This window comes from Marinobacterium sp. LSUCC0821, assembly GCF_012848475.1.
GTDB lineage: Bacteria > Pseudomonadota > Gammaproteobacteria > Pseudomonadales > Balneatricaceae > Marinobacterium_E.
In genome coordinates, this window is record NZ_CP051666.1 from 1,468,286 (window position 1) to 1,492,715 (window position 24,430).

21 protein-coding genes are annotated in these 24,430 nt (G+C 47.6%); 1 reads left to right on the forward strand and 20 read right to left on the reverse strand.

Annotation, left to right across the window (positions count from 1 at the left end):
* Nucleotides 1–3 precede the first annotated feature (3 nt).
* The 10 genes from HH196_RS07030 to HH196_RS07075 form a co-directional block, all read right to left on the reverse strand.
* The gene (locus HH196_RS07030) at nucleotides 4–1,962 is read right to left on the reverse strand and encodes a heme lyase CcmF/NrfE family subunit (protein ID WP_169451440.1); all 1,959 of its coding nucleotides are present in this window, start codon (nucleotides 1,960–1,962) and stop codon (nucleotides 4–6) included.
* Nucleotides 1,959–2,420, reverse strand: coding sequence for a cytochrome c maturation protein CcmE (ccmE, locus tag HH196_RS07035; RefSeq protein ID WP_169451441.1), 462 nt, complete (start codon nucleotides 2,418–2,420; stop codon nucleotides 1,959–1,961). Before ccmE ends, HH196_RS07030 begins: the two co-directional genes overlap by 4 nt.
* Entirely contained in the window at nucleotides 2,417–2,596 is a 180-nt protein-coding gene (ccmD, locus tag HH196_RS07040) for a heme exporter protein CcmD (protein WP_169451442.1), read from the reverse strand. The genes ccmE and ccmD overlap by 4 nt, the downstream gene beginning before the upstream one ends.
* A gap of 59 nt (nucleotides 2,597–2,655) precedes the next feature.
* Nucleotides 2,656–3,414, reverse strand: a complete 759-nt coding sequence (locus HH196_RS07045) for a heme ABC transporter permease (protein ID WP_169451443.1) — start codon at nucleotides 3,412–3,414, stop codon at nucleotides 2,656–2,658.
* 4 nt (nucleotides 3,415–3,418) lie between these two features.
* Nucleotides 3,419–4,072: a heme exporter protein CcmB gene (gene ccmB, locus HH196_RS07050; protein WP_169452340.1), complete on the reverse strand. Its 654-nt coding sequence runs from the start codon at nucleotides 4,070–4,072 to the stop codon at nucleotides 3,419–3,421.
* Nucleotides 4,073–4,110: 38 nt separating this feature from the next.
* Nucleotides 4,111–4,758 (reverse strand): cytochrome c biogenesis heme-transporting ATPase CcmA, encoded by a 648-nt coding sequence (gene ccmA, locus HH196_RS07055; RefSeq protein WP_169451444.1) that lies wholly within the window; start codon nucleotides 4,756–4,758, stop codon nucleotides 4,111–4,113.
* Between the two features lie 109 nt (nucleotides 4,759–4,867).
* Nucleotides 4,868–5,497: a 3'-5' exonuclease gene (locus HH196_RS07060; protein WP_169451445.1), complete on the reverse strand. Its 630-nt coding sequence runs from the start codon at nucleotides 5,495–5,497 to the stop codon at nucleotides 4,868–4,870.
* Nucleotides 5,498–5,516: 19 nt separating this feature from the next.
* Nucleotides 5,517–7,343: a DUF294 nucleotidyltransferase-like domain-containing protein gene (locus HH196_RS07065; RefSeq protein WP_169451446.1), complete on the reverse strand. Its 1,827-nt coding sequence runs from the start codon at nucleotides 7,341–7,343 to the stop codon at nucleotides 5,517–5,519.
* A gap of 143 nt (nucleotides 7,344–7,486) precedes the next feature.
* Nucleotides 7,487–9,178 (reverse strand): sodium:solute symporter family protein, encoded by a 1,692-nt coding sequence (locus HH196_RS07070; protein WP_169451447.1) that lies wholly within the window; start codon nucleotides 9,176–9,178, stop codon nucleotides 7,487–7,489.
* Nucleotides 9,179–9,189: 11 nt separating this feature from the next.
* A complete protein-coding gene (locus HH196_RS07075; RefSeq protein ID WP_169451448.1) occupies nucleotides 9,190–9,444 on the reverse strand; it encodes a DUF4212 domain-containing protein in 255 nt (84 codons plus the stop codon).
* 261 nt (nucleotides 9,445–9,705) lie between these two features.
* Between HH196_RS07075 and HH196_RS07080 the strand changes: the two genes are divergently transcribed.
* Entirely contained in the window at nucleotides 9,706–13,629 is a 3,924-nt protein-coding gene (locus HH196_RS07080) for a NahK/ErcS family hybrid sensor histidine kinase/response regulator (protein ID WP_169451449.1), read from the forward strand.
* A 130-nt stretch (nucleotides 13,630–13,759) separates the two neighbouring features.
* Here HH196_RS07080 and HH196_RS07085 read toward each other — a convergent pair whose 3' ends face one another.
* The 10 genes from HH196_RS07085 to ileS form a co-directional block, all read right to left on the reverse strand.
* Entirely contained in the window at nucleotides 13,760–15,388 is a 1,629-nt protein-coding gene (locus tag HH196_RS07085; protein WP_169451450.1) for an NAD+ synthase, read from the reverse strand.
* A 169-nt stretch (nucleotides 15,389–15,557) separates the two neighbouring features.
* Nucleotides 15,558–16,052, reverse strand: coding sequence for a prepilin-type N-terminal cleavage/methylation domain-containing protein (locus HH196_RS07090; RefSeq protein ID WP_169452341.1), 495 nt, complete (start codon nucleotides 16,050–16,052; stop codon nucleotides 15,558–15,560).
* Nucleotides 16,053–16,079: 27 nt separating this feature from the next.
* Complete coding sequence (locus HH196_RS07095; protein WP_169451451.1) at nucleotides 16,080–18,098, reverse strand: hypothetical protein; 2,019 nt, start codon at nucleotides 18,096–18,098, stop codon at nucleotides 16,080–16,082.
* Nucleotides 18,098–19,180, reverse strand: a complete 1,083-nt coding sequence (locus HH196_RS07100; RefSeq protein ID WP_169451452.1) for a hypothetical protein — start codon at nucleotides 19,178–19,180, stop codon at nucleotides 18,098–18,100. Before HH196_RS07100 ends, HH196_RS07095 begins: the two co-directional genes overlap by 1 nt.
* The gene (locus HH196_RS07105; protein ID WP_169451453.1) at nucleotides 19,180–19,791 is read right to left on the reverse strand and encodes a PilW family protein; all 612 of its coding nucleotides are present in this window, start codon (nucleotides 19,789–19,791) and stop codon (nucleotides 19,180–19,182) included. Before HH196_RS07105 ends, HH196_RS07100 begins: the two co-directional genes overlap by 1 nt.
* Entirely contained in the window at nucleotides 19,791–20,237 is a 447-nt protein-coding gene (locus tag HH196_RS11620) for a prepilin-type N-terminal cleavage/methylation domain-containing protein (protein ID WP_169451454.1), read from the reverse strand. The genes HH196_RS07105 and HH196_RS11620 overlap by 1 nt, the downstream gene beginning before the upstream one ends.
* A 5-nt stretch (nucleotides 20,238–20,242) precedes the next feature.
* A complete protein-coding gene (locus HH196_RS07115; protein ID WP_169452342.1) occupies nucleotides 20,243–20,644 on the reverse strand; it encodes a type IV pilin protein in 402 nt (133 codons plus the stop codon).
* 62 nt (nucleotides 20,645–20,706) lie between these two features.
* Nucleotides 20,707–21,135: a peptidylprolyl isomerase gene (locus HH196_RS07120; RefSeq protein WP_169451455.1), complete on the reverse strand. Its 429-nt coding sequence runs from the start codon at nucleotides 21,133–21,135 to the stop codon at nucleotides 20,707–20,709.
* A gap of 1 nt (nucleotide 21,136) precedes the next feature.
* A complete protein-coding gene (gene lspA / locus HH196_RS07125) occupies nucleotides 21,137–21,640 on the reverse strand; it encodes a signal peptidase II (protein ID WP_169451456.1) in 504 nt (167 codons plus the stop codon).
* Complete coding sequence (gene ileS / locus HH196_RS07130; protein ID WP_169451457.1) at nucleotides 21,618–24,428, reverse strand: isoleucine--tRNA ligase; 2,811 nt, start codon at nucleotides 24,426–24,428, stop codon at nucleotides 21,618–21,620. The genes lspA and ileS overlap by 23 nt, the downstream gene beginning before the upstream one ends.
* Nucleotides 24,429–24,430: the final 2 nt, after the last annotated feature.

The window sequence follows — 24,430 nt, forward strand, 5'->3', positions numbered from 1 at the left end:
TCCTTAAGCGTTAGCCGCATCACGCTTCGCCATCTTGCGGTAGCGTTTATCACTTGCAGCCAAGAAACCACCCGCCATCATCATAAGGCCAGCTAACCACAACCAACGCACGTAGGGCTTAAATTGAAGACGAATAGCCCAAGCACCACCTTCAAGTGGCTCACCAAGGGCTACATAGAGGTCGCGGAAGAAGCCAGGATCAATCGCCGCCTCAGTCATGACGTTACCACGTGCTGTGTAGAGGCGTTTCTCCGGCATTAGAACCTTATATGGCTCGCCGTTTTTGAACACCTTAATGATGCCCTGATCTGACTGATAGTTAGGACCCTCAACATGGCGAGTACCCTCGAACTGGAAGGTGTAGACACCCACCTCCTGACGATCACCTGGTGCCATGCGCAGATCACGATGCTCAGTAAACATCGAGACCATAGCCACACCAACGGCCAAAACAGCCATACCCAAGTGGGCTAAATGCATACCGTAGTAAGCGCGAGGTAGTTTTCGTAGCGACTCAATCAACGATGTCTGGCGATTTCCTACACGGTCTTTAAGATCCAATAGACCACATAGAAGAATCCAATAGGCTAAAACCACACCAACATTGGTCCATAGATCTGCCTCGTACCCCGCAACCTCAAGCGTAGCAACACCCAATACAATGGATGCAACTACCGGCCAAGTGAGGCGTTTTAGAAGCTTCGAACCGTCTGTGCGACGCCAGCGAACCAGAGCGCCTATACCTAAGAAGAGCATCAAGAGCGCACCGAGAGGTACCGTTAGGGCGTTGAAGTATGGAGGTCCAACGGACATCTTGCCCATACCTAGGGCATCTACAAATAGCGGATACACGGTACCCAAGAGCACCGTAAATGCTATGACGGTGAGTATCACGTTATTAACGAGTAGCAGCGTTTCGCGTGAGATCAAAGTAAAGCTCGACTCACTCTTCAATTCAGCAGCACGGATAGCATAGAGCAACAGTGAACCGCCTATCGTCAACGCTAGCAGCCCAAGGATATAGAAACCACGTTCAGGGTCAGATGCAAAAGCGTGAACCGAAGTGAGCACCCCTGAACGCACCAGGAATGTACCTAACAGGCTCAACGAAAACGCAAAGATCGCAAGTAGCAAGGTCCAGCTTTTAAACACACCACGCTTTTCTGTCACAGCAAGGCTGTGGATCAACGCAGTCCCCACAAGCCAAGGCATAAGCGATGCGTTCTCTACTGGATCCCAGAACCACCAGCCGCCCCAGCCAAGCTCGTAGTATGCCCACCAACTACCTAGAGCAATACCGAGCGTTAGAAATGCCCAAGCGATGTTTGTCCAGGGGCGAGACCAACGTGCCCAAGCCGCATCCATACGACCGCTTAAGAGCGCGGCAATAGCAAAAGCAAACGCCACTGAAAAACCAACATAGCCCATATAGAGCATTGGTGGGTGAACGATCAAACCGAAGTCTTGGAGTAGCGGGTTGAGGTCCGCTCCCTCTAATGGCGCACGCGGCAGATTTCGATCAAAGGGGCTAGAGGTAAAGATTACGAAGGATAGAAAACCGGTTAGGATAATCCCCAGCACGCCAAGTACTCGACCGATGATATCCAAGGGCAATGCTTTACTTTTAAGCGCTACAGCAAGCACCCATAACGCCAGAATCAAAACCCAAAGTAACAGTGAACCTTCATGCCCACCCCATACAGCGCTGACACGATAAAACCATGGGAGCGCAGTATTTGAGTTGTTAGCTACGTAGACAACACTGAAATCGTTTGTGACAAAAGCGTACACAAGAGCTGCAAAACTGATACCGATAAATAGTGTCACACCCACTGAGAGCGGGCGTGCATAGTTAACAAGAATTAGGCTTGAGCGAGATGCACCTACCAGCGGGATTATCGCCAGTAGCGCACTTAAAAACATCGCAAGGATGAGGGAGTAGGTTCCTAGTTCAGCAATCACTTGTTGAACTCCTTAGCTTCTGGCTTCGGCATTTTTCCACTCTTTTCAAGAGCTTCAGCTACCTCTGGTGGCATATAATTTTCATCGTGTTTAGCAAGCACTTCATTAGCTTGAAGGGTACCCGAACTATCAAGCTCGCCCTGGGCAACGATACCCTGCCCTTCACGGAATAGATCTGGAAGGATACCGCTGTAGTTCACTTTGACCTTGTGAGCAAAGTCAGTCACTTCAAATTCAACACGCAGACTATTTGGATCGCGTTTAACACTACCCTCTACCACCATACCACCTGCTCGAATACGTGTATTAACAGGCGCTTCACCAGTAGCTATCTGAGTTGGCGAGTAGAATAGATTGATGTTTTGGCTCAATGCATAGAGTGTTAAACCAACGGCAACACCTACACCAATAACAATTGAAAGGACGATGATTAATCGCTTTTTACGTTTAGGATTCACGCCTTACCCTCTTCACGCAATATTCTGCGTCGTAGTGATTTACGGACTTCACGACCCTGAACTATAGGAACATAGATACAGAGCGCAATCGTGATGAGGCCAAGCCCATAGCTCAACCAGACGTAGAGACCATGACCACCCATGTTTAAAAATTCAGCAAACGAATTAAAAGCCATAACAGAACCAAACCACTCAATTTAAGAGGCAAAAATACCGAAACTAACTGAAATAAACCTTAACCTTTGGTGCCCGCCAAAAGCTCTTTAACCCAACCGCTGCGACGTTCACGCTGAAGAATTTCGTTTCTGAGACGTAGCATCAATGCCAACCCAAATACCATGTAACAGGCTATGACCATCACTAGCAGAGGCATCCACATCTCAGGAGGCATAGCTGGTTTTTCAGTAATCTTAAAGGTCGCAGGCTGGTGCAGGGTGTTCCACCACTCTACCGAGTATTTGATAATCGGAATATTCACTAAACCTACAAGCGCCAATACCGCTGTTGATTGTGCCGCAGTTGTTTCACTCTCGATAGCTGAGTTGAGTGCAATAACACCCAGGTAAAGGAAAAGCAGCACAAGCATGGATGTTAGTCGCGCATCCCAAACCCACCAAGAGCCCCAAGTAGGTTTACCCCAAATTGCACCCGTAGCCAGTGCTAGCACTGCGATTGCCGCACCTAAAGGCGCCACAGATTTAGCAACCATATCGGCAACTTTGATCTTCCAAATCAATCCAATAGCGCCGGCAATAGCCATCAGCATGTAGAAGCTTTGTGCCAAGATTGCAGTAGGCACATGCAAATAGATGATTCGAAAGCTATTACCCTGCTGGTAATCTGAAGGAGCAAACGCCAATCCCCAGACGATACCAACAGCCATCAACAGCCCACCCACTAGAGCAAACCAAGGAATTAATTTACCTGTGAAGGCATAACACCAACGCGGCGATGCCAATTGATAAAACCAACGAGGTAACCAGTTACTAGCCATAAACCTATCCGCTTACAGAAATTCTTAATGCAGCACCTGCCGCTATCGGAGCAAGTGCTAAAGCCAATGCTAATAGAGCGCCTAGCAGTGCGAGGTAACCTGATAGAGGCAAACCTGTCACAGCCGCTTGTACGGCACTCGACCCAAATATGAGCACAGGAATATACAACGGCAATACTAACAGTGAGATTAAAACGCCACCGCGACGTAGCCCAACAGTCAGTGCTGCACCAATTGCGCCAATGAGCGAAAGTGTCGGTGTGCCCAATAGAAGACTGAGCATGAGGCCCGGCATCCCTTCGCTAGGCAGGAATAGCATCACACCCAAGAGCGGTGCAATTAGCGTGAGCGCGAGACCTGACATCAACCAGTGCGCCGCCACTTTCGAAAGCACAATCAGAAATAGAGGCTGAGGGCTGAGTAACAACTGCTCGAGCGAGCCATCTTCAAAGTCCGATTTAAACAGAGACTCCATTGAAAGAAGAGTCGCTAAAAGCGCCGCAACCCAAAGCAGCCCAGGTGCTAGTTGCGAAAGAAAGTTCGGCTCTGGACTTACGCCGATTGGAAATAGCGACGCGACAATCAGAAAGAATATGAGTGGATTAACCAGCTCACTTTTACGCCTAAACGCCAGCACCATGTCACGCTTAAACGTCATCACAAATAGACGCGATATAGAGATCTCTTTGGACTGACTCACCACACTCTCTCCGATTTCGCGAACGCTTCAACATTGAGAGTGTGCACTGGCATGTCAGCACTCAAATCCTGGTGAGTTGTCATGATGACACTTCCACCTTGCGCGATATGATCCAGCATTAAGCTCTCTTTGGCTGCGACACCGATCTTATCAATTGCAGTAAAGGGCTCATCCAATACCCAAAGTGCAGCCCTGCTCATATACATTTTTGCCAAAGCGATACGGCGTTTTTGACCTGCAGATAACTGGTGTGCTGGCACATCTTCAAAACCACGCAAACCAACTTGCTCAAGAGCATATGCGATTTTGTTCTCATCCAACGATGGATGGAGTGCACACTGCCAACGCAAATTCTCTTCAGCTGTAAGTAAAAGACTGACACCGGTCTGGTGACCAATAAATAGAAGCTCCGAGACAAACTGATCACGAGACTCTGAGATAGCCTCGTCTCGCCAAAATAGCTCACCTTCAAAGTGAGTACTTAAGCCACATAGGATGCGAAGAAGTGTTGTTTTGCCACTACCGTTTCGTCCTTCGACCTGCCAAATTTGGCCCGGAGCAACTGAGAAGCTGAGATCATCAAATAGAATTCGATCATCTCGCTCACAGAAGAGGGATTCAGCTTTTAGTAGCGATTCGGACACGCACACTCCGCATATACAGACTAGAGACTATCTAGACACCTAGAAACAAAGAAGTATAACGTTATTCCGCGAGGCAGTCAGGAGGTTATTCCGAGAAATAGCCAGGAGGTCAATTAACATCCAAGGGTGAGTCACCATGTTTCAGCCGCACATACATAAGAGCCACAGTGATTGCATCACCTAATGCGGTGTGCCTCTGGATAATCGGCATATCCAATTTGCTCGCAATAGTATCGAAGCGAAGGTCAACATCTCCACCCACATGCTTCCACTTAATAATGTCATGATAGACGTGAGACAACTCAATCGCTTTATTTGGCAGACTGAAGTCAAACTCCTGACGCAAGAACTTATCCAGCATACGGATATCGTAATTGACGTAGTAACCAAGAATTGGACGGTTTCCCACAAACTCCAACACCTGCTCTAAGGCTTCACGAATATCCACACCATCAGCCAGGTCTGCTGCGCGAATTTTGTGAATCTTAATCGAGTCACCATTGAGGTCCGTGGGCGGTTTAAGACGAATATCAAGACGATCACTAGTCTTAACGCGCTTACCTTTAATCTTCACCGCACCAATAGAGAGGATCGACGCCTTACCCACATCGAGACTGGTCGTTTCACAATCCAGCGAGACGACCTCATCACCCTCGTAAGCATCAAAAAGGTGCGCCCAACGGCTATCAGCCATGGCGCGCTTATCGCGAAACTTACGAATACTGCGGGGCAAAATCATCTGCGAATCCTTTCAGCCTTTAACTTGAGAGGTGATAACGTGAGGTCAGTGATTTCTTAAAGCTTTTCACCACCAAGAGACCATCACGCAATAGATCACGGTCCATTTTATTCAATTGGTGTAGCTCAATGATATTAGGCGTTGGATCTAGACCGTCTTCACTCTCTTCTGCTCTTCGCATCTGCTGACGGAGTCGAATATTGATAAAGAGCCCCAAAGCCTCACAAAGATCTTTCGAGATACCAGACTCCAAAACGCCCGCTTCAGTTAAGGCTTCAAGACGGTCAAAGGTATTGGTAACAAGAATTCTATTCTCAAGCGCCATGGCACGCACACCGTGAACGATGGGGAAAATACCACCCTTCTTAATATCTAGCTCACCCTTATCTTTCAGGTTGCCGAAGAAGGTTAATGGGGTATCAAACTCAATAGCCGCTTTCGCAAAGTGCGAGAAGAACAGGTCATTATTCTTCATATTGCGCAGGAACCAGTTACGCGCCACTTTAAAGAAGGCGACATTACCTGCAACCGGCTTAGCATCGACAGCAATAGCCAAACGCATTTGATCTTCGCCATCATTACTCATCGACCAATCTTGTAGCTTCTGCGTCCAATCATCGACTGAATTATTCCACTCAGGATTAGAGACCATGATATTGCCAGGACAAGGCGGAAAACCAAAAGAGATTAGAGTCTCACTAAATCGCTGCATCACCTCACGCATCTCTGGCCATATCAAACCATTACGAAAGATCAGTGCATTATCCTGGTCGGTCTTCATAATCTGCTCAGCACGCCCTTCCGATCCCATCACAATCAGACAGACGTGAGGATGCATATCGGCAGGTACTACAAGGTCAAAGAGCTTAGCGATGATACGGCCATTCATGGCTGCCAATAGATCCATCGTAAAGCGAATACGTACACCAGTTGAGATCAGGGCTTTAATTAGAGTAGTCAGCCCCTGAGCGGCTTCACGAAGATCATCAAGCGTACTTGCTCGCTCCAAACGCAAGCCAATTACATGCGAGTGGCTTGAGAAGTAGGAGAGCACATCTGTCAGCTGAACAATACCGATCAAGGTGTCACCATCCATAACCACGACACGCTCAATCTGCTGCTGCGTCATCAGGACTAGGGCGCTAAATAGGTAGTCATCAGGCTTACAGGTAACAAGACGATAGGTCGCGATACCCGACACCTCAGAGCCTGTAGATTGCTCATTAATGACGACCGCATCAAGTATATCGGTACCGGTGACCATACCAATACGACTGCCTTTGCGAACTAAAACACAGTCGTTTTTTGTCTCGCGCATCAAGCGCGTCGCTTCGCTGATAGTGGTACCGGCATTCACGATGAGAGGATCTTGAATCACAACATCCTCAACCGTAGCAAGCATAAACTCCGCCATATCCTGGCCTTCGCCCTGCTGTGCCGCGATTTCACTCTTTACGGATAAGTTTTGTTGGAAGTAGTCTGCAAACCCTGGGTTAGAGCCAATCAACTCTAAAAGCGTTTCTGTAGGAAGGATGTGACAAATAGTCTCCTCTTCCGCCTCGAAGTTATGGATAGCGACCCCATTCAAAGCAGACCAACCGCCAAAGTAGTCTTCGTTCTCGTAGTGCATGAAGACGTGATGGATATCATCGCCCTCGGTCTGAGGCTCACTCTCAGCCACACGTCCTTTGAAGATAACGTAGACACCTTCAGACTGCTCACCTGCCTTTAGAATCATCTCCCCTGCCGAGTAGTAACCAAGATCTAAATTAGCGCCAAGCAAACGCTGCTCCTTCTCATTGAGCAGGCTAAACGGGAGATTTTGTAACTTAAACGAGTCAGGCATTTGATCCTCACAATTCAAAACAGATGATCTGTCGAGTATTACGCGTTTTAGAAAAAATTGCAGGAACTCACATCAACTTTTTCTAAAAAGCTCGGCAATTAAAAAAGGCGTCCCGAGGGACGCCTTCTTAGACTAGCGACTTCTTAGTGAGAAGAAGCTGCGCCCGCACCGCGTGGGATACGGATGTCTTCAACGATCTGCTGGATTTCAGCAGGTGGTTCAGCAGTCATAGAAGAGACTACTTTAGCCACTACGAAGTTCAGAATCATACCCACAGTACCGAAGCCCTCTGGAGAGATACCAAACCACATTTCGTCTTTTGTGCCGCCCATGAACTTGAAGTACACGATGTAAGCCATTGTTGATGCGATACCAACAATCATACCTGCAACTGCACCCTGAGTGTTCATGCGCTTGCTGAAGATACCCATTAGGATTGCAGGGAATACAGAAGATGCTGCTAGACCGAAGGCTAGTGCTACTACCTGTGCTACGAATCCTGGTGGGTTAACACCGAAGTAACCTGCTACAAGAATTGCTAAAACCGCTGCACCACGTGCATAGAGCAGTTCCTGTTTCTCGGTTATGTTCGGATTAATTGTTTTCTTCATCAAGTCATGCGAGATCGACGTAGAGATTACAAGCAACAGACCTGCAGCAGTTGATAGTGCCGCCGCTACTGCACCTGCAGCTACCAGTGCGATTACCCAGTTTGGAAGCTGAGCGATCTCTGGGTTAGCAAGTACCATGATGTCGCGGTTTACAGTCAACTCGTTCTCAGCAGTTTTGCTGTAGAACACGATGCCGTCGTTGTTTTTATCTTCCCACTTGATCAGACCAGTAGTTTCCCAACGTGCGAACCACTCAGGAATCTCTGAGTAAGCACGACCAGTGTTTTCTGGACCGTTTACAGTCTGGATTAGGTTTACACGACCGAAGCCTGCTACACCTGGTACAGATGTGTAAAGGATAGCGATGAAGATCAACGCCCAACCAGCAGATGCACGAGCATCTTTAACACGTGGTACTGTGAAGAAACGTACGATTACGTGTGGTAGACCTGCAGTGCCAGCCATTAGAGCCGCTGTCATGAAGAACAGGTCAACGGTGGTCTTAGAACCTGCAGTGTACTGTGCAAAGCCTAGATCAACTGATAGTTGGTCAAGAGTTGCAAGTACTGACTGACCGCTTTCAAGAGTTGCACCAAGTGCAGTCTGTGGAAGAATGTGGCCAGTTACCTGTACAGATAGGAAGATTGCAGGAACCATGAACGCCAGGATAAGTACTACGTACTGCGCAACCTGGGTGTACGTGATGCCCTTCATACCGCCTAGTACAGCGTAGAAGAATACGATAGCCATACCGATGATTACACCAGTGTTGATGTCAACGTGTAGGTAACGTGAGAATACGATACCAACGCCGCGCATCTGGCCAGCTACGTATGTGAACGAAATGATGATCGTACAGATTACTGCAATTGTACGTGCAGTGTTGCTGTAGTAACGGTCACCGATGAAGTCAGGCACTGTGAACTTACCAAACTTACGTAGGTAAGGAGCCAGAAGCATCGCTAGTAGTACGTAACCACCAGTCCAACCCATTAGGTAAGCTGATGCGTCACGACCGATGAACGATACGATACCCGCTAGTGAGATGAACGATGCAGCTGACATCCAGTCCGCAGCAGTCGCCATACCGTTTGCGATTGGTGGTACACCACCGCCTGCAACATAAAATTCCTTAGTTGATCCAGCACGCGCCCAGATCGCAATTGCGATGTAGAGTGCGAATGAACCGCCGACAAATAGATACGTTAACGCGTCAAGACTCATTTCCTATCTCCTTACTCGTGAACGTCGTACTTTTCGTCGAGTTTGTTCATGCTAGACACGTATGCCCAGATCAAACCTACGAATACGAAGATCGAACCTTGTTGTGCGAACCAGAAGCCCAGCGGGAAGCCGAAGAACTGGATCTGATCGAGTGCATCTACGAATAGAACGCCGCAGCCGTAAGACACGACGAACCAAATCGCTAGATAGGTGATGATAATGCGCAGGTTTTCACCCCAGTAGGCCTGTGCATTTTCGTTGCTCATTGACATAGCATCATCCCTTATTAGGTTGTTGTTATATTCCAAATTTACTGTGCTCCCACACAGATAACCCGAATAATACCTAATGAAAACGATAAATAAGAGAACGACTTTAGTAGTGCATATAGGAATAACAGCCTGTTTTTTAATCAATTTCGCTACTTATTTAGTCTCATACGCGCAAAACTCTTTTTTGCACGCCTGATCCTAATCGTTAGAATAGAGTTATTCGAAAGCCCATAGGGGCAATAAAAGGATAATAGGATGCTATCCGGATTAACCATTACGCTTATCGCCCTGGGCTATTTAGGCTTACTCTTTGCTATAGCCTACGTGGGTGAACAGAGCCGAGCGGGTAAAAGCCTTGCCGGAAACCCTGTTATCTATTCATTATCCCTTGCCGTTTACTGTTCGTCATGGACCTTCTATGGGGCAGTTGGACGCGCCAGCTCGACGGGATGGGAGTTTCTAGCGACCTACCTTGGCCCAACACTAGTATTCATCTTTGCATGGCGCGTTATTGAGAAGATCAACCGAGTCAGTAAACAGCAAAACATTACAACCATCTCTGACTTCATATCTTCGCGTTATGGTAAAAGCCAAACCATTGCAGTTTTAGTTACCGTCATCGCTGTACTCGGCACCATTCCCTACATCGCTCTTCAACTTAAAGCGGTCGCCGTTAGCTACAACGCGATAGCCCCTGGTGCTAGCGAGGCAGTTGGCCAGGGTAGTGACACCGCACTTATCGTTGCCATCATCATGGCCGTCTTCGCTATCCTGTTTGGTACGCGAGACATTGACGCTACAGAACACCATGAAGGGTTGGTATTAGCTGTAGCCTTCGAATCGGTCGTAAAACTCACTGCATTCTTAGCGATTGGCTTCTTTGTAACCTACGAGCTGTTCGGAGGAATCCAACCGACAATAGCGACTGTGCAACGCGAGATGATGGGGACCAGTGGCTTCACGAACTCAATTTTTGCAGGAAGTTTCCTTACTGAAATTGTTCTGGCCTTAGGTGCCACCATCTGTCTTCCTCGCCAATTCCACGTGACCATCGTGGAGAATATTCGTAGTAGGAACTTAAAAGTCGCTCGCTGGCTGTTCCCAACCTACTTAATGCTTCTCGCGCTATTCGTTCTACCGATTGCGACAGCTGGACATATTCTTATCCCCGCCTCTAACCCTTTCGGTCCAGATAGCTACGTTCTCACGCTACCTTTGCATTTTGGTAACGATGGTCTCGCTGCCTTTGCCTTTATTGGTGGCTTATCAGCGGCAACCAGCATGGTCATTGTTGCAGCTATTACTCTTGCAACGATGGTATGTAATGACATCGTGATACCGGTTCTGTTGCGTATTCCTAAGCTCAGACTGGCGGAAACGAAAGACCTTGGCGCACTTCTTTTAAGTGTGCGCCGAATCACAATCATCTCTCTGTTACTTTTAGGCTACTTCTATTACCGAATTCTGGGCGACAACGGCTCACTCGCCTCGCTTGGCCTACTGGCTTTTGTGGCTGCAATCCAGTTTTTGCCCTCTATCTTAGGCGCTGTCTACTGGAGCGAAGGGAACCGTTATGGCGCCATAGCAGGCCTAGTGAGCGGCTTCCTGCTCTGGCTCTACACCCTCGTACTCCCAGTTATTGAAGGTGCCAACCTTATTCCTGACACACTTCGCACAGATGATCTTGTGCCTATCTGGCTGTCGCCAACAAATATTCTGGGACTATCGAATGTTGACCCTCTGACACACGGTGTCATCTGGAGTTTGACGATCAATACGCTTGCTTACATTGTAATGTCGAAGCTAACCCGCCCAAGGCTGGTAGACCGCATCCAAGCCAGCGCATATGTTGATAGTCGCCGCGACCCTAACTCAGAGCCGGGCCGCCAAACTGCTCCGGTAACAGTGAGTGATCTTCAGATGCTTGCTGAGCGTTTCATTGGTATTCGAAGAACACAGCAAGCATTCAGCAGTTACTGGGCACAGCGCAAAGAGGAGCCGCAAGCACTTGGCGAGAAAGCGGTACCCGAGCTCATCCAACACACAGAGCGACTATTAGCTGGTGTGATTGGTGCATCTTCTGCTCGCATCGTGATGGACTCCACCCTACGTGGCAAAGATATGCAGCTTGGTGACGTGGTTGCCATCGTTGATGAGGCTTCGCAAGCACTCCGTTTCAACAGAACGCTCCTGCAATCAACGATTGAGAACGTGACCCTTGGCATTAGTGTAGTGGATCAAAAGTTTCGGCTTGTGGCTTGGAACCAACGCTTTGTTGATATGTTTGATTATCCAGACGAACTTATTGTTGTTGGCCGTCCAATAGAAGAGATCATCCGCTACAACGCCATTCATGGTGAATACGGCTTCTCTGGCCGCTCAGTTGATGAGCAGGTCAAACAACGCATGAGCTATCTGCTCGCCGGCGAACCACATGCATTTGAGCGCTACCGCCCTAATGGTCAGGTAATGGAGGTGCGTGGCAACCCAATGCCTGATGGCGGTTATGTAAACACCTACATGGATATCACGGAGCACAAACGCGTTGAAGAGGCGCTGCGTGAGAGTGAGCAGAACATTCGTGTCTACACCGACAACGTGCCGGTCATGATCACCTACCTCGATCCAGAACAGAACTTCCTCTTTGTGAACAAAGCGTTTGCCGACGGTGTAGGGATAGATAGACACAATATTGCAGGCACACCTTCTTACAAAATTTTCAGCACTGACCAGTACGAACTGCGCCAACCTTTTGTGAGACGCGTCTTAAACGGCGAGCGAGTGAAATTCGAGGCTATTCTCCCAACTCAAGATGATGAACACCGCTACGCCGAACTGACCATGATTCCGCATATCGGCGAGTACGGTGACGTGTTAGGTTACTTTACGCTCTATCAAGATATCACCGAGCGACGTAATGCCGAGATAGCACTTCAAGAGACCAACGAGAATCTTGAGAAACGCGTACTTGAGCGTACCCAAGCTCTCTCTCTAGTGAACAAAGAGCTGCGCAAAGAGAACACAGTGCGCGCATTGATGGAGGATGAGCTTCGCCAAGCGAAATCAGATGCTGACGCAGCTAACCTGGGTAAAACTCGCTTCCTCGCTGCGGCTAGCCACGACCTATTGCAGCCTTTAAACGCAGCCCGTCTGTTTACATCAGCTCTAGCGCAGCAGAGCCACCAAAGTGAAACAGCTCAACTGGTGGACAACCTTGATGGGGCTCTTCGTTCAGCTGAAGAGCTAATTACTACAATTCTAGATATCTCCAAACTCGACGCAGGGGCGTTGGAGCCTAACCTAACTCACTTCCACCTGCAGAACGTATTCACCAATTTGAATAACGAGTTCACTGCGATGGCGCAAGAGAAGGGCTTAGAGTTTAAGAGCATCGACTGTAAAGCTGTGGTGCACTCGGACCAGACGCTTTTACGCCGTATTCTGCAGAACTTCATCTCCAACGCTATTCGCTACACAGGCAAAGGGCGCGTGCTACTTGGCGCGCGACACCGCGGCAATCACCTTGAAATTCAGGTGTGGGATACCGGTGTGGGGATTCCTAAGGATAAAATAAACGAAGTGTTTGAAGAGTTTCGTCGCATCGACAATCCAAGACACTCTGAAGTTAAAGGTCTTGGACTGGGCCTTGCGATTACAGATCGTATCGCAAAAATGCTTGACCATAAGTTACGTGTCGAGTCCTGGCCTACACAAGGCACCATGTTCAGTGTGCTAATCCCACTAGGTGATGAGACTCGTGCTGAAAAAGCGAAGCCTCAACAACGCGGCTGGATCCGTTCGAAAGGCCTTAATGGCATCAAAGTACTCGTCATTGATAACGAGCCTAAAATCCTCGAGGGGATGTCTGCTCTGCTGAATGGCTGGGCGTGTGAAGTTAAAACAGCTATCTCAGCAGAGGTTGCAGAAGCTGAAGTCGCAGGCGGGTTCATACCCGACATCATGCTAGTCGACTACCACCTAGGCGAGACAGATACCGGCATCATGGCCCTTAAACAGCTTGAGGGGCATGGCACCAAAGAGGTACCTGCGATCATCATCACAGCTGACCGAACCGATGAGGTTAAAGCGGAGATCGCAGAGTACGGCGCGATTCTACTGAACAAGCCAGTTAAACCGGCTGCTCTTCGAGCACTGATCAGCAAGAACGTTTCGAAGTAATCAAAGATCAACATCGGGGTCAGAGTAGTCTAATAAGACTACTCTGACCCCGATGTTCTGTAGGAACCTACCCGCAGGGTCGGTGACCAAAAAGTTCTCGGCACCCCTTTGGGGAACCTCCCACAAAAAGCTAAACTCCAGCCTTCCAACCCGAAGTGATTGGATAGCGGCGATCACGACCGAAACCACGCTGGGTAATACGAGGTCCGATAGGCGCCTGACGACGCTTGTACTCGTTGATATCGATCAGACGAATCACACGCAAAACATCGGCTTCGTTGTAACCCTTCGCGATAATCATCTCTGCACTGTAGTCGTGCTCGACATACATCTCGATAATCGCATCAAGTTGATCGTAATCAGGCAGGCTATCTTGATCTGTCTGGTCTGGACGCAGCTCAGCTGAAGGTGGACGAGTTATCACGCGTTCAGGAATCACAGGGCTAATTTCATTACGGTAACGACAGAGACGATAAACCAGAGTCTTAGGAATATCTTTTAAGACACAGAATCCACCCGCCATATCTCCGTAAAGGGTCGAGTAACCTACGGCAGTTTCAGATTTATTACTGGTGGTCAGAACCAACAATCCCTTCTTGTTCGAGATGGCCATCAACATTACACCACGACAGCGGGCCTGTAGGTTCTCTTCAGTTGCATCCAGCCCTGCGCCTGAAAACTCGTTAGAGAGCTGCGACATAAAGGCTTCGTAAGTTGGTTCAATTGAGATCACTGAGTGTTTAATACCCAGAGCCTCTGCCTCTAAAGCCGCATCTTCAACACTAATTGATGATGTATAACGGAAAGGCATCATCACACACTCAACACGATCTTTACCAAGTGCATCAACTGCAACCGCAGCCGTTAACGCAGAATCGACCCCACCAGAAAGACCAAAAATCACACCTTTAAAGCCATTCTTATTGATGTAATCACGCACGCCCATAACCAGCGAATCATAAACCGCTTTCTCAATAGAGGGCTCAGCAGCGGATGCTTGATGCGGCACTACGCTGCCTGAATCAAGCTCAATAGTAACAAGGTAAACACCCTCTTCATGATGCGGCGCGAGGTAGGCAAGCTCACCCTCAGAGTCGACAACCTGTGAACCACCATCAAATACCAACTCGTCCTGCGCACCCACTTGGTTAACATAGATAACGGGGGCATTGGCGCTTTTAGCTCGAGCAGATATCTCATCAGTGCGCTCAGTTGTTTTGCCCATGTGATAAGGCGAGGCATTCGGCACTAGAATAGCTTTAACGTTCTGTTGCGCCTGTCGTGCTGTTGGCTCAACTTCCCAGATATCCTGACAGATCTGCAGCCCTAATTTGTGACCTTTAAACTCAAACACACCATCGTTTGAATGCGGTTCAAAGTAGCGCAGCTCATCAAAAACACGGTTGTTAGGTAGATGCTGCTTAGCGTATTTAATGACAACCTCACCGTTATGGATAACTGCGGCCATGTTACGCAACTCACCATCGAACTCGGCAGGGTAACCAACCACCATAGCCACATCAGTCACTTCTGACTTCAGACGTGATAGTGCCTCATCGATACGGCGTTTTAAACTTGGACGAAGCAGCAGATCCTCTGGTGGATAGCCCGTAAGCGACAACTCAGAAAAGAGCACCATATCCACCCCACCCTGCTTAGCAAGCTGGTTTGATGTATCAATAATTTTCTGTGTGTTACCTGGAATATCGCCCACAAGGAAATTGATTTGAGCTAGTGCAACGACAAGTTGTTGAGACATAGTGCGCTTAGAAGTCTTTAAATTAATCAGAATGCCAGAGTATACCGAGATGGACGGGGTCAGAGTAGTCTTATAAGACTACTCTGACCCCGAGGATGATCGAGTCAAAACGGTCTTGCAATAAACGGGTGGGTCCATTTAAGGTTTCCCAAAGGGACGCCGACAGATTCTACTCTGATCCCGAAGATTGGCAGTGACTTGGTAGATATTCACTTGGGATAAAAGAACTGTCTGAATCATCACTGATACAGCGCCAGCTTGTTGGAAAATCAGGATTGATAGCGCGAAGAACCAAACGGCGACCATCCAGTTGATCGATGTTGGCGATGGATACCCTTATCTCGCCTGCAGAGTGACTCCACCAGGCATTTTTCACATAGTCGGAGTTATCACCAAAGAAGTTGTTTGGCACCCCTAACTCTTTAAGCGCTGAACTCCAGTGCAGCCCTGCAAGGCCTGATGTCCCACCGTTAATGATTGCATAATCAGCAAGCGCGAGTTTAAGTTGATGTGTCGCCGCAATGGCATCTGTGATCTTCGCTTTTATGACGAAGGTTTGATACGAAGGGAGCGCCACGCCAGCGAGCACGCCGATGATCGCCACCACGATCATCAACTCGACCAACGTGAAGCCACCCATCCTTGGGATTGGCTTCTTTTTCATTTTCTCCTCCTTGAGAAAAGCTACTAATCAAGGGTATGAAGCTGTTACAGATGTTCCACTAACATTGGTAATTGTCACAGTTATATTTGTAGCTCCATCCAACAAAATCGAATCACTTGTATCTAATGATGTTGGAGCATCACATGATAAGGTCACCGTTTTGCCATTTTTCTTCCACGAAGCAGTAGAGTCTGTACACGCATAACTCACACTATCCACAACAATGTACTCGACATAATCTGCCAGATCATATGTCGTACCAGTATTATTGGTCATTACGACAGTATAGGTGCCTAGTGCCGGGGTTTCTCCGCATGACGCTCCGCTTGCAATTACGGAAACGGTTGCCCCCGATACGGATCCACTGATTGATGGGAAGGTTTGCATACCACCACTCGGCGCACAAATAGAGTAATTCGCATCAGAAATGCTGTGAGTAATTGACCCACTCCAAGTGGCTCCAGAGGCAGCAATAACAGAGCATAAAAAGCTAGAACTAGTATTGGTACAAATTGGCTCACTCGTACAACTCAAGTTACCGTTACCATCTCTTATACAGTTGTTAATTACACCAGTAGGAAACTGACTTGTAGCTGTTGAAACCAAAGGAGATGTTAAGGCTTGAGAAATAGTTCCAGAAATTGAGTAAATAGAAGCGCTCGTGACAGCACCTAGGGAACTAGGAATATTCGCTGGACAACTAAAGGCTCCATTAACTTCAAGACAGACAAAGTCACCATTATTTCCGGTAAAACTTGTAAATGCACCTGAAGAAGCGCCACTTGTTCCTGGGAAGTGTCCAGCGTAGCTCGGTATAGTGACTGTACTTAAAACAGTTCCACAAGTGGTATCCAGTTCGGCCGATGAGGGATTGCCTCCGGGCTGTTTCTCTAGCACGAAATCGTGGTTCCCATCGCCAATTACCAGTTGCTGTCCTGCCTCAGCAAGCCCATACCCATAAACAGCACCCTCAGCTAGCCCCTGCGCGACATAGAGTAGATTACCCGAGCTGTCAGCTTCGTAGCCACTACCTGCAACAACAGCAAGACCATATCCTCGGTACTCACGTTTATCGTCCAAAGGCTCGATCCAGTTAGGATGCCTACTCAGGTCTGTTCCATCATCAATCTCATTAGGATCACCTACACACTGGTTACGATAGGTGTCAGATTCGGACACAACATCATACAGGACATCAATATTTCCGTACCATCCAGCGCCGAAAAAGCAACGATACTCCACGAACCAATCACTACTTCCAGGGATAGTATGCGCATCACTTCTCGGGCATACACCGGTATCTGATGCTCGAACAACAAGATCATTAAAGCTAGTTGAGGGAATATTGGTTGAACTGAAATCAACATAAACAACACCACGTATTTCCGAAAAGGCATTCCCGTTATATGTCAAAAGTTCATATTCAATCGGATTAGAAGGATCAGTATCATCCGTATAGACTAACTTAACTCCACCGCCCTCGCTTTGCTGAACTGAGACAACTGAAATTTGGTCTCCCGTCAGGGTTACAATGTCGGGGAGATTCCCGCCTGGAGCATCATCACCATACTGCGCACCACCCGTTGGAGGGGTTAGCGCATATGGGTTACCACCCGCCTCTGCGTCGCCATTTCCACCCTGGGCTTTAGAGTCAAACATGTCCTCCACAATCACCGTATTGAGTGTCACAGATCCTTCATACCAACTTACTGTTATGGATGCGTCAGCCAGGCTAGTTCCAGATATCGCAGACCAAACCACATCACCGCTTAGCGTGTAGTTTTCACGAGTACCTGAAACCGATGTGCTGACGGGCCACACAGGTTCATCAGATATGATCGAACTCAATGAGTAAGAAGCAGCGTAGCCTCTAAGTACTTCAATTTCCTTTTGGGCAATTGATATAGCCTCAGATTCAGACTTAGCCTTAGAGGACTCGCCGATCATATTAGAGGTAAACAAAGCTATACCCAGCAATCCAACGGCTGAGATAACAAGGGCAATAATCGCTTCGATTAAAACAAAACCTCTTTGAGAGAAATTCATCACCAATCCCTCCAGGTTCCAACTACCGCTGTAGCTCCACTTTCGTCACCAAGATTATTGGTGTAAGTAGAGTCAAATATGACAGTAAAGCCGCCATTACCTAAATCGATATCCCCCTGAACGATAACACTACCGTTAAATTGTGCGTTACCGTTTGCCTTGTTGATATCGCCGGTTACAAACAATAACCCATAAAATTCAACATTACTGTTTACCTCAAAATCACCATCAATGATCAATACTTTGGGCGCAAGCGGGCTTCCCAATGATAAATTAGGCTTGATCGTTGCATTTGAAGCACTTGTTAAACAGACTCGCGCCCCTGCCAAATCGGCTGCAGCTTGAACATCAGATGTAGCGTCTACATCTATGAATGAATCACAAAAATCAGCAACCGTGTCACCCAAAAAAGCCCTTTGAAACTCAGAACTTGTTAGCCCAGCTAAATTAGGATCACTATCAACTATATCGCCGCCCCGATAATCCTTATTAGATGCTGTAATACAACTACCACTGGTTTCATTATCACATTTCGGATAACCAGGCGCGGGAATCGTTGTAGTCGCACTGCCGCCGAGTGAAACCTGATCACCACTCCAAATATTTAGGTTTCCTTGGGTGTTAGTAATGTCTAAGTTTCCGCTTGCTGTCATCACTCCACCGGCAACTACAGAAACCTCTGGAAGATCTAATTTAGCGAAACCGATTAACATACGAACTTGTCGTTCGACAGATAGATCATCGCTAAATCCTTTAGCGTATAGAAATACATCATCTCCACTGGATGCCCCCCAGTAGCTCCATCTAGCTCCAGCAGCATTGGATCCAGAAGCCGCAGAGGCTATAGCGGGTAGCTCACCTGAACGTCTAAATGAATCTATGCCCACTGCAAGCCCAGACTGAGCGGCCTCAAATGCGGCCAATGCTCTCATTTCATCTGCCACGATCTGCTTTTCACTCAAGATTGCAGAGGAAATTGTGAATGCCGTTATTGTGGTAATTAACAACAACACTAGGACGGTCACTAAGGTCGCAACCCCTCTCTGTTTGTGTTGGTTATTTTGGGAATGGAAGTACATCATCAATTCACAACCACATTATTAGGGATAAGAATTGAAACCGACTTAGTACCGCTAGTAATACCTTTGTGATCTTTGGCAGTGACTGTCATCTCAACTTTTCTAGTATAGGAGGTTGTACTGCCCGTAGTGTGAGCATCAATATTCAAATTAAATAAAAGTGACTCCACTAAAACGCTATTAGTGCTACTAAACTCTTCCCAGCCAGTGGTTGAAGCACAGGCTGCTGTTGCTGTTCGGGCAAACCAAAGCTTTTGCAGATCTAATTTAAAGCCACGAAACTCATTATCATTCTGTACCCCGTCTGCATTGACATCATAACCATATAAAATACAGGAACCGGAGATAGAAATACCTGCACTGCTGCTAGCTTGGTATGGATTTGCTCCCGAATTTGCGAAGTATCCATGGCGTCGAATTTCACCAGACATTGTATCTACCAAAATACCTAACTCACGATTTAGCTGCGTCGATGCGAGGGTAGATTGACTGACTGTATAGATCTTCAAATAGAGAAAAAGCGCACCAGAAAGCACAATCAAACCTACAGCCATGCCGATCATCAGTTCGATTAACGTAAAGCCGCTTTGCTTTTGAGTTGCAGTTTTATCCATCACTCAATTACAACCATTTGATTTTCAAAAATCTTTAGCGTTTTAACATCACCATTTTCGCCCGTAATTTCTACACTCACATTTGTTGCAACCAGTGCAGGCATAACAAAAATTGATGTAACACCGGTAGAGACGGTGACACCACTAAAATCCCTACCGTGTGTATAAAGCAAACTTGTCGCACATGTAGCATCACTCGTAGTAGAAACAAAGGCACACCAATCGCCTGAATCATCTTCAATCTTGAAATAGCGAGTGTCGTTATTAGATACCGATTGGCGTTTCGCCATTAACGCTTGTGCATAGATAGCCTGAGATGCGCCCGTCAATCGCTCACTGAATATATGATTTTGATACGCAGGTATTGCGATAGCAGCAATTATTCCAATAATTGCGATCGTCACCATTACCTCAGTGAAAGTAACCCCTTTTTCCCTATTGAGCATAAACTCTAGCGCTCCCAGCAAACATCAAGCGTTGCAGTTACAGCATCTACTGCACCATTTCGGTTTGCTACAAATTGGGTACAAACAGAGTCAACATGCGGACTTTTCGGCTCAGCGGTTACAACATAAGCAGATCCTGTAGCATCAGAGACAGCAAGGGTCCAGTAACCTTCTGGGGATGTTGAATAGTCAACGCTGTTAATGGTGGTAGATGAAGAGAAGGTTGTGTTACTGGATCGATGTTGCTCTTGTGCAATTCTAAGTGCTGCAATTCCATTCATTGCATCACCACGTTTCGCTCGGAGCAAATAATCCTGGTACGACGGATAAGCTATAGACGCAAGAATGCCGATGATCACTACAACGATCATCAACTCAATTAGCGTAAAACCTTTTTGATGGGACATAACAAAAACTCCGCCTCTTTATCTCAATATAGCAGAGGCTAGGAGTTTTAGTGCAAACAGTTCTACTGAATCTCTAGAACTTTGACTTCGAACAAAATAGTTTTGCCCGAGAGGGGATGGTTGAAGTCGATCACTACGTTTTTCTCATCGAACTCAACTACGACACCAGGTAGTTCACCACCTGGCTCTTGGAAACTGATCACCAAACCTGGCTCTAGTTCCATATCTTTGAAGTCTGAACGCTTAAGTGTCTGAATATTGCTTGGGTTGTGCTGACCAAAGCCGCGCTCTGGCGCGATTGTAAGATCTAGGTGGTCACCCACTTTCAAACCAACAAGCGCCTGCTCAAAGCCCTCTGGAATATTGCCATCACCAAATTCGAACTGAGCAGGATCACCTTCAAAATTACTGTCCACGATCTGGCCATTCTCTAACTTAATCGCAAAATGAAGTGTCACTTTTTTGCCTGGACCGATAGCCAATTCACTCATCTCAAATCTCACTCTTACTCTTAAAAAAGCCCAGTGCATCGACTATTAATGCTGCAGCACCCAGGGTTATTGCGATGTCTGCCACATTGAATGCAGGGAAGTACCAACCCTGATAATGGACAGAGATAAAATCAACGACATGACCGTGCACTATACGATCAAAAAGATTACCTAGAGCACCACCTAATATCAGCGCATAACCACTGGCAAGGAGGCAATCTGAGGAGTCTGTCTGTTTTAACCAACGGACGATAAAGAGAGAGACAACAATAGCGATGGCAACAAATAACCAACGCTGCCAACCCTCTTCAGAGGCAAGAAAACTAAACGCAGCTCCTGTGTTATGGAGTAGTCGAAGATCAAAAATTGGAAGCAACTCAACTGGCGAGTTGTAGGTGAGCACTGAGCTCACCCAATATTTACTCGCTAGATCTACGAGGACAATCGTAACGCTCAGCCACAACCAGCCAAGCGCACTCTTGTTAGGCAAAGTGACGTTGCTCACCCTCGCCCTCTACGTTGTCGATACAACGACCACAAAGATCTTCGTGACCTGCGTGAGTGCCCACATCTTCACGGTGGTGCCAGCAGCGACCACACTTCGCATGCTCAGATGCTTTCACAGCCACTTTCAGACCTGTAACCTGAGTTTCAGCTGCAGAACCAGCATTCTCTAGCGGCTCAACTGCAGCAGTCGATGTGATCAATACGAAACGCAGCTCATCGCCTAGACGGTTAAGATCTGCTGTTAGCGCTTCATCTGCATAGAGCGTAACTTCCGCAGCAAGCGAACCTTTCACAAGCTTCTCGTTACGCGCATCTTCAAGACACTTGTTCACTGCCTGCTTAACTTCAAGGATACGTTCCCAGTATGCACGACCAAATTGGTCGTTATCAGCCATTTCAAAGAGGCCATCGTACCAAGTTGTCAGCATCGCACTCTCTGGATTATTACCAGGCAGCACTTCGATGATCTCATCTGCAGTGAAGCTCAGAATTGGTGCGATCCAGCGAGTTAGCGCCTGTGCCACATGGTAAAGCGCCGTCTGACATGAGCGACGCGCAAAGCTGTCTGCCTTAGTGGTGTACTGGCGGTCTTTGATGATATCAAGGTAGAAGCCACCTAGCTCTTGTGCACAGAAGTTGTGAACAGCCTGGTAAACATCCAAGAAACGGTAGCTATCGAACGCATCAATAACACGTTTCTGCAGACGGTACGCCGCATCAACAGCCCAACGGTCTAGCGCCAGCATCTCTTCTGGTTTTAGAAGATCTGTCTCTGGGTTAAAGCCGTTCAAGTTCGCCAATAGGAAGCGAGCTGTATTTCGAATACGACGGTAGCTATCCGCAGTACGCTGAAGAATCTGATCTGAAACTGCCATATCGCCAGAGTAGTCAGTAGATGCCACCCATAGTCGCAGAATATCTGCACCAAGCTTGTCATTTACCTGCTGAGGCGCAATTACGTTACCCAGCGACTTAGACATCTTGTAGCCCTTCTCATCCACGGTAAAACCGTGAGTCAGAACCTGCTTGTAAGGTGCACAACCGTTAATAGCGATAGATGTTTTCAGAGATGACTGGAACCAACCACGGTGCTGATCCGAACCCTCAAGGTACATATCGGCTGGGAAGTGGAGACTCTCTTTGGTACGCAGAACAGAGTGGTGCGTAACACCTGAGTCAAACCACACATCCATGGTGTCGGTAACTTTATCGTAGTCGTTAGCCTCTTCACCCAGCAGCTCAGCGGCATCCATATCAAACCAGGCATCGATACCCGATTGTTCGATACGCAGAGCAACCTGCTCGATCAACTCGGCAGTGCGTGGGTGTAGATCACCAGTCTGCTTATGCGTGAATAGCGTGATTGGAGTACCCCAAGTACGTTGACGAGACACACACCAGTCTGGGCTCTGACCAACCATCGACTCGATACGGTTTTGACCCCAATCAGGGAACCACTGAACACCCTTAATCGCTTCCATCGCGTCAGCTTTAAGGTTCTTCTTATCCATAGAGATAAACCACTGCGGTGTCGCACGGTAGATCAATGGTGTTTTGGTACGCCAGCAGTGTGGGTAGCTGTGTTGGAAACGTTTTAGGTGAACCAACTTACCCTCACGCTCAAGCGCTTCAGTAACTGGACCATCTGCTTTGTAGACATGGATACCTGCAAATTCGCCAGCGTTATCGATGTATGTACCATCCGCTTGAACAAGGTTCAGTGTTGTTAGGCCATATTTAAGACCAACAACAAAGTCATCCATACCGTGGTCTGGTGCAGTGTGGACAGCACCAGTACCCGCATCAGTTGTTACGTGATCACCAAGAATGACAGGTACTTCACGATCATAAACTGGGTGTTTAAGCATCAGACTTTCAAGTGCCGCGCCATTAACAGAGGCAAGTACAGAGTAATTATCTACGCCCCAACGCTCCATGATCGACTCAACCATAGACTTAGCTAGAACCTGGTAATCAACGCCCGATTCAAGATGCACTTCAACCAGCGCGTAATCCAACTCACCGTTGATTGATACCGCTTGGTTAGCTGGAATTGTCCAAGGTGTTGTAGTCCAGATTACCAAAGAGACATTAGATTTATCTGTACCAAACAGCGCGTTAACTTTTGCCTGATCGATAAAAGTGAAGCGTACATCGATAGCTGTCGACGTCTTGTCTTGATACTCAACCTCAGTCTCGGCAAGCGCTGATTTACCAACAACACTCCAGTAGACCGGCTTGTAACCTTTTACCAGGTGTCCACGCTCAGCAATTTTACCCAGAGCGCGAACGGTGTCGGCTTCAGTTTTGAAGTTCATGGTTAGGTACGGGTCATCCCAATCACCCTGGATACCTAAGCGTATGAAATCCGCTTTCTGTCCTTCGATCTGCTCAGTTGCGTATGAACGACACTTAGCGCGGAAATCAGCATAAGAAACTTTCTCGCCGGCTTTACCGATAAGCGTTTCAACCTTGTGCTCGATAGGTAGACCGTGACAGTCCCAACCCGGCGTGTAAGGCGCGTCAAAGCCGCTCAGCGTTTTAGACTTGATGATCATATCTTTGATGATCTTGTTAACAGCGTGACCGATATGGATGCTGCCGTTAGCGTATGGAGGGCCATCGTGCAGAATAAATTTTGGACGCCCTGCACTCACCTCGCGAATTCGCGCATATAGATCCATCTCTTTCCATTTCGCAAGGCGAACTGGCTCAGCTGATGGTAGGTTACCGCGCATTGGGAACGCAGTTTCCGGTAGGTTAAGGGTCGGTTTGTAATCGGTCATTA

What these genes read in the sequence shown, in the direction of transcription:
- ccmD (WP_169451442.1), bottom strand. Translation starts at nt 2,596, where the DNA reads ATGGCTTTTAATTCGTTTGCTGAATTTTTAAACATGGGTGGTCATGGT.
- HH196_RS07045 (WP_169451443.1), bottom strand. Translation starts at nt 3,414, where the DNA reads ATGGCTAGTAACTGGTTACCTCGTTGGTTTTATCAATTGGCATCGCCG.
- ccmB (WP_169452340.1), bottom strand. Translation starts at nt 4,072, where the DNA reads ATGACGTTTAAGCGTGACATGGTGCTGGCGTTTAGGCGTAAAAGTGAG.
- HH196_RS07060 (WP_169451445.1), bottom strand. Translation starts at nt 5,497, where the DNA reads ATGATTTTGCCCCGCAGTATTCGTAAGTTTCGCGATAAGCGCGCCATG.
- HH196_RS07065 (WP_169451446.1), bottom strand. Translation starts at nt 7,343, where the DNA reads ATGCCTGACTCGTTTAAGTTACAAAATCTCCCGTTTAGCCTGCTCAAT.
- HH196_RS07070 (WP_169451447.1), bottom strand. Translation starts at nt 9,178, where the DNA reads ATGAGTCTTGACGCGTTAACGTATCTATTTGTCGGCGGTTCATTCGCA.
- HH196_RS07075 (WP_169451448.1), bottom strand. Translation starts at nt 9,444, where the DNA reads ATGAGCAACGAAAATGCACAGGCCTACTGGGGTGAAAACCTGCGCATT.
- HH196_RS07080 (WP_169451449.1), top strand. Translation starts at nt 9,706, where the DNA reads ATGCTATCCGGATTAACCATTACGCTTATCGCCCTGGGCTATTTAGGC.
- HH196_RS07085 (WP_169451450.1), bottom strand. Translation starts at nt 15,388, where the DNA reads ATGTCTCAACAACTTGTCGTTGCACTAGCTCAAATCAATTTCCTTGTG.
- HH196_RS07090 (WP_169452341.1), bottom strand. Translation starts at nt 16,052, where the DNA reads ATGAAAAAGAAGCCAATCCCAAGGATGGGTGGCTTCACGTTGGTCGAG.
- HH196_RS07095 (WP_169451451.1), bottom strand. Translation starts at nt 18,098, where the DNA reads ATGAATTTCTCTCAAAGAGGTTTTGTTTTAATCGAAGCGATTATTGCC.
- HH196_RS07100 (WP_169451452.1), bottom strand. Translation starts at nt 19,180, where the DNA reads ATGATGTACTTCCATTCCCAAAATAACCAACACAAACAGAGAGGGGTT.
- HH196_RS07105 (WP_169451453.1), bottom strand. Translation starts at nt 19,791, where the DNA reads ATGGATAAAACTGCAACTCAAAAGCAAAGCGGCTTTACGTTAATCGAA.
- HH196_RS11620 (WP_169451454.1), bottom strand. Translation starts at nt 20,237, where the DNA reads ATGCTCAATAGGGAAAAAGGGGTTACTTTCACTGAGGTAATGGTGACG.
- HH196_RS07115 (WP_169452342.1), bottom strand. Translation starts at nt 20,644, where the DNA reads ATGTCCCATCAAAAAGGTTTTACGCTAATTGAGTTGATGATCGTTGTA.
- HH196_RS07120 (WP_169451455.1), bottom strand. Translation starts at nt 21,135, where the DNA reads ATGAGTGAATTGGCTATCGGTCCAGGCAAAAAAGTGACACTTCATTTT.
- ileS (WP_169451457.1), bottom strand. Translation starts at nt 24,428, where the DNA reads ATGACCGATTACAAACCGACCCTTAACCTACCGGAAACTGCGTTCCCA.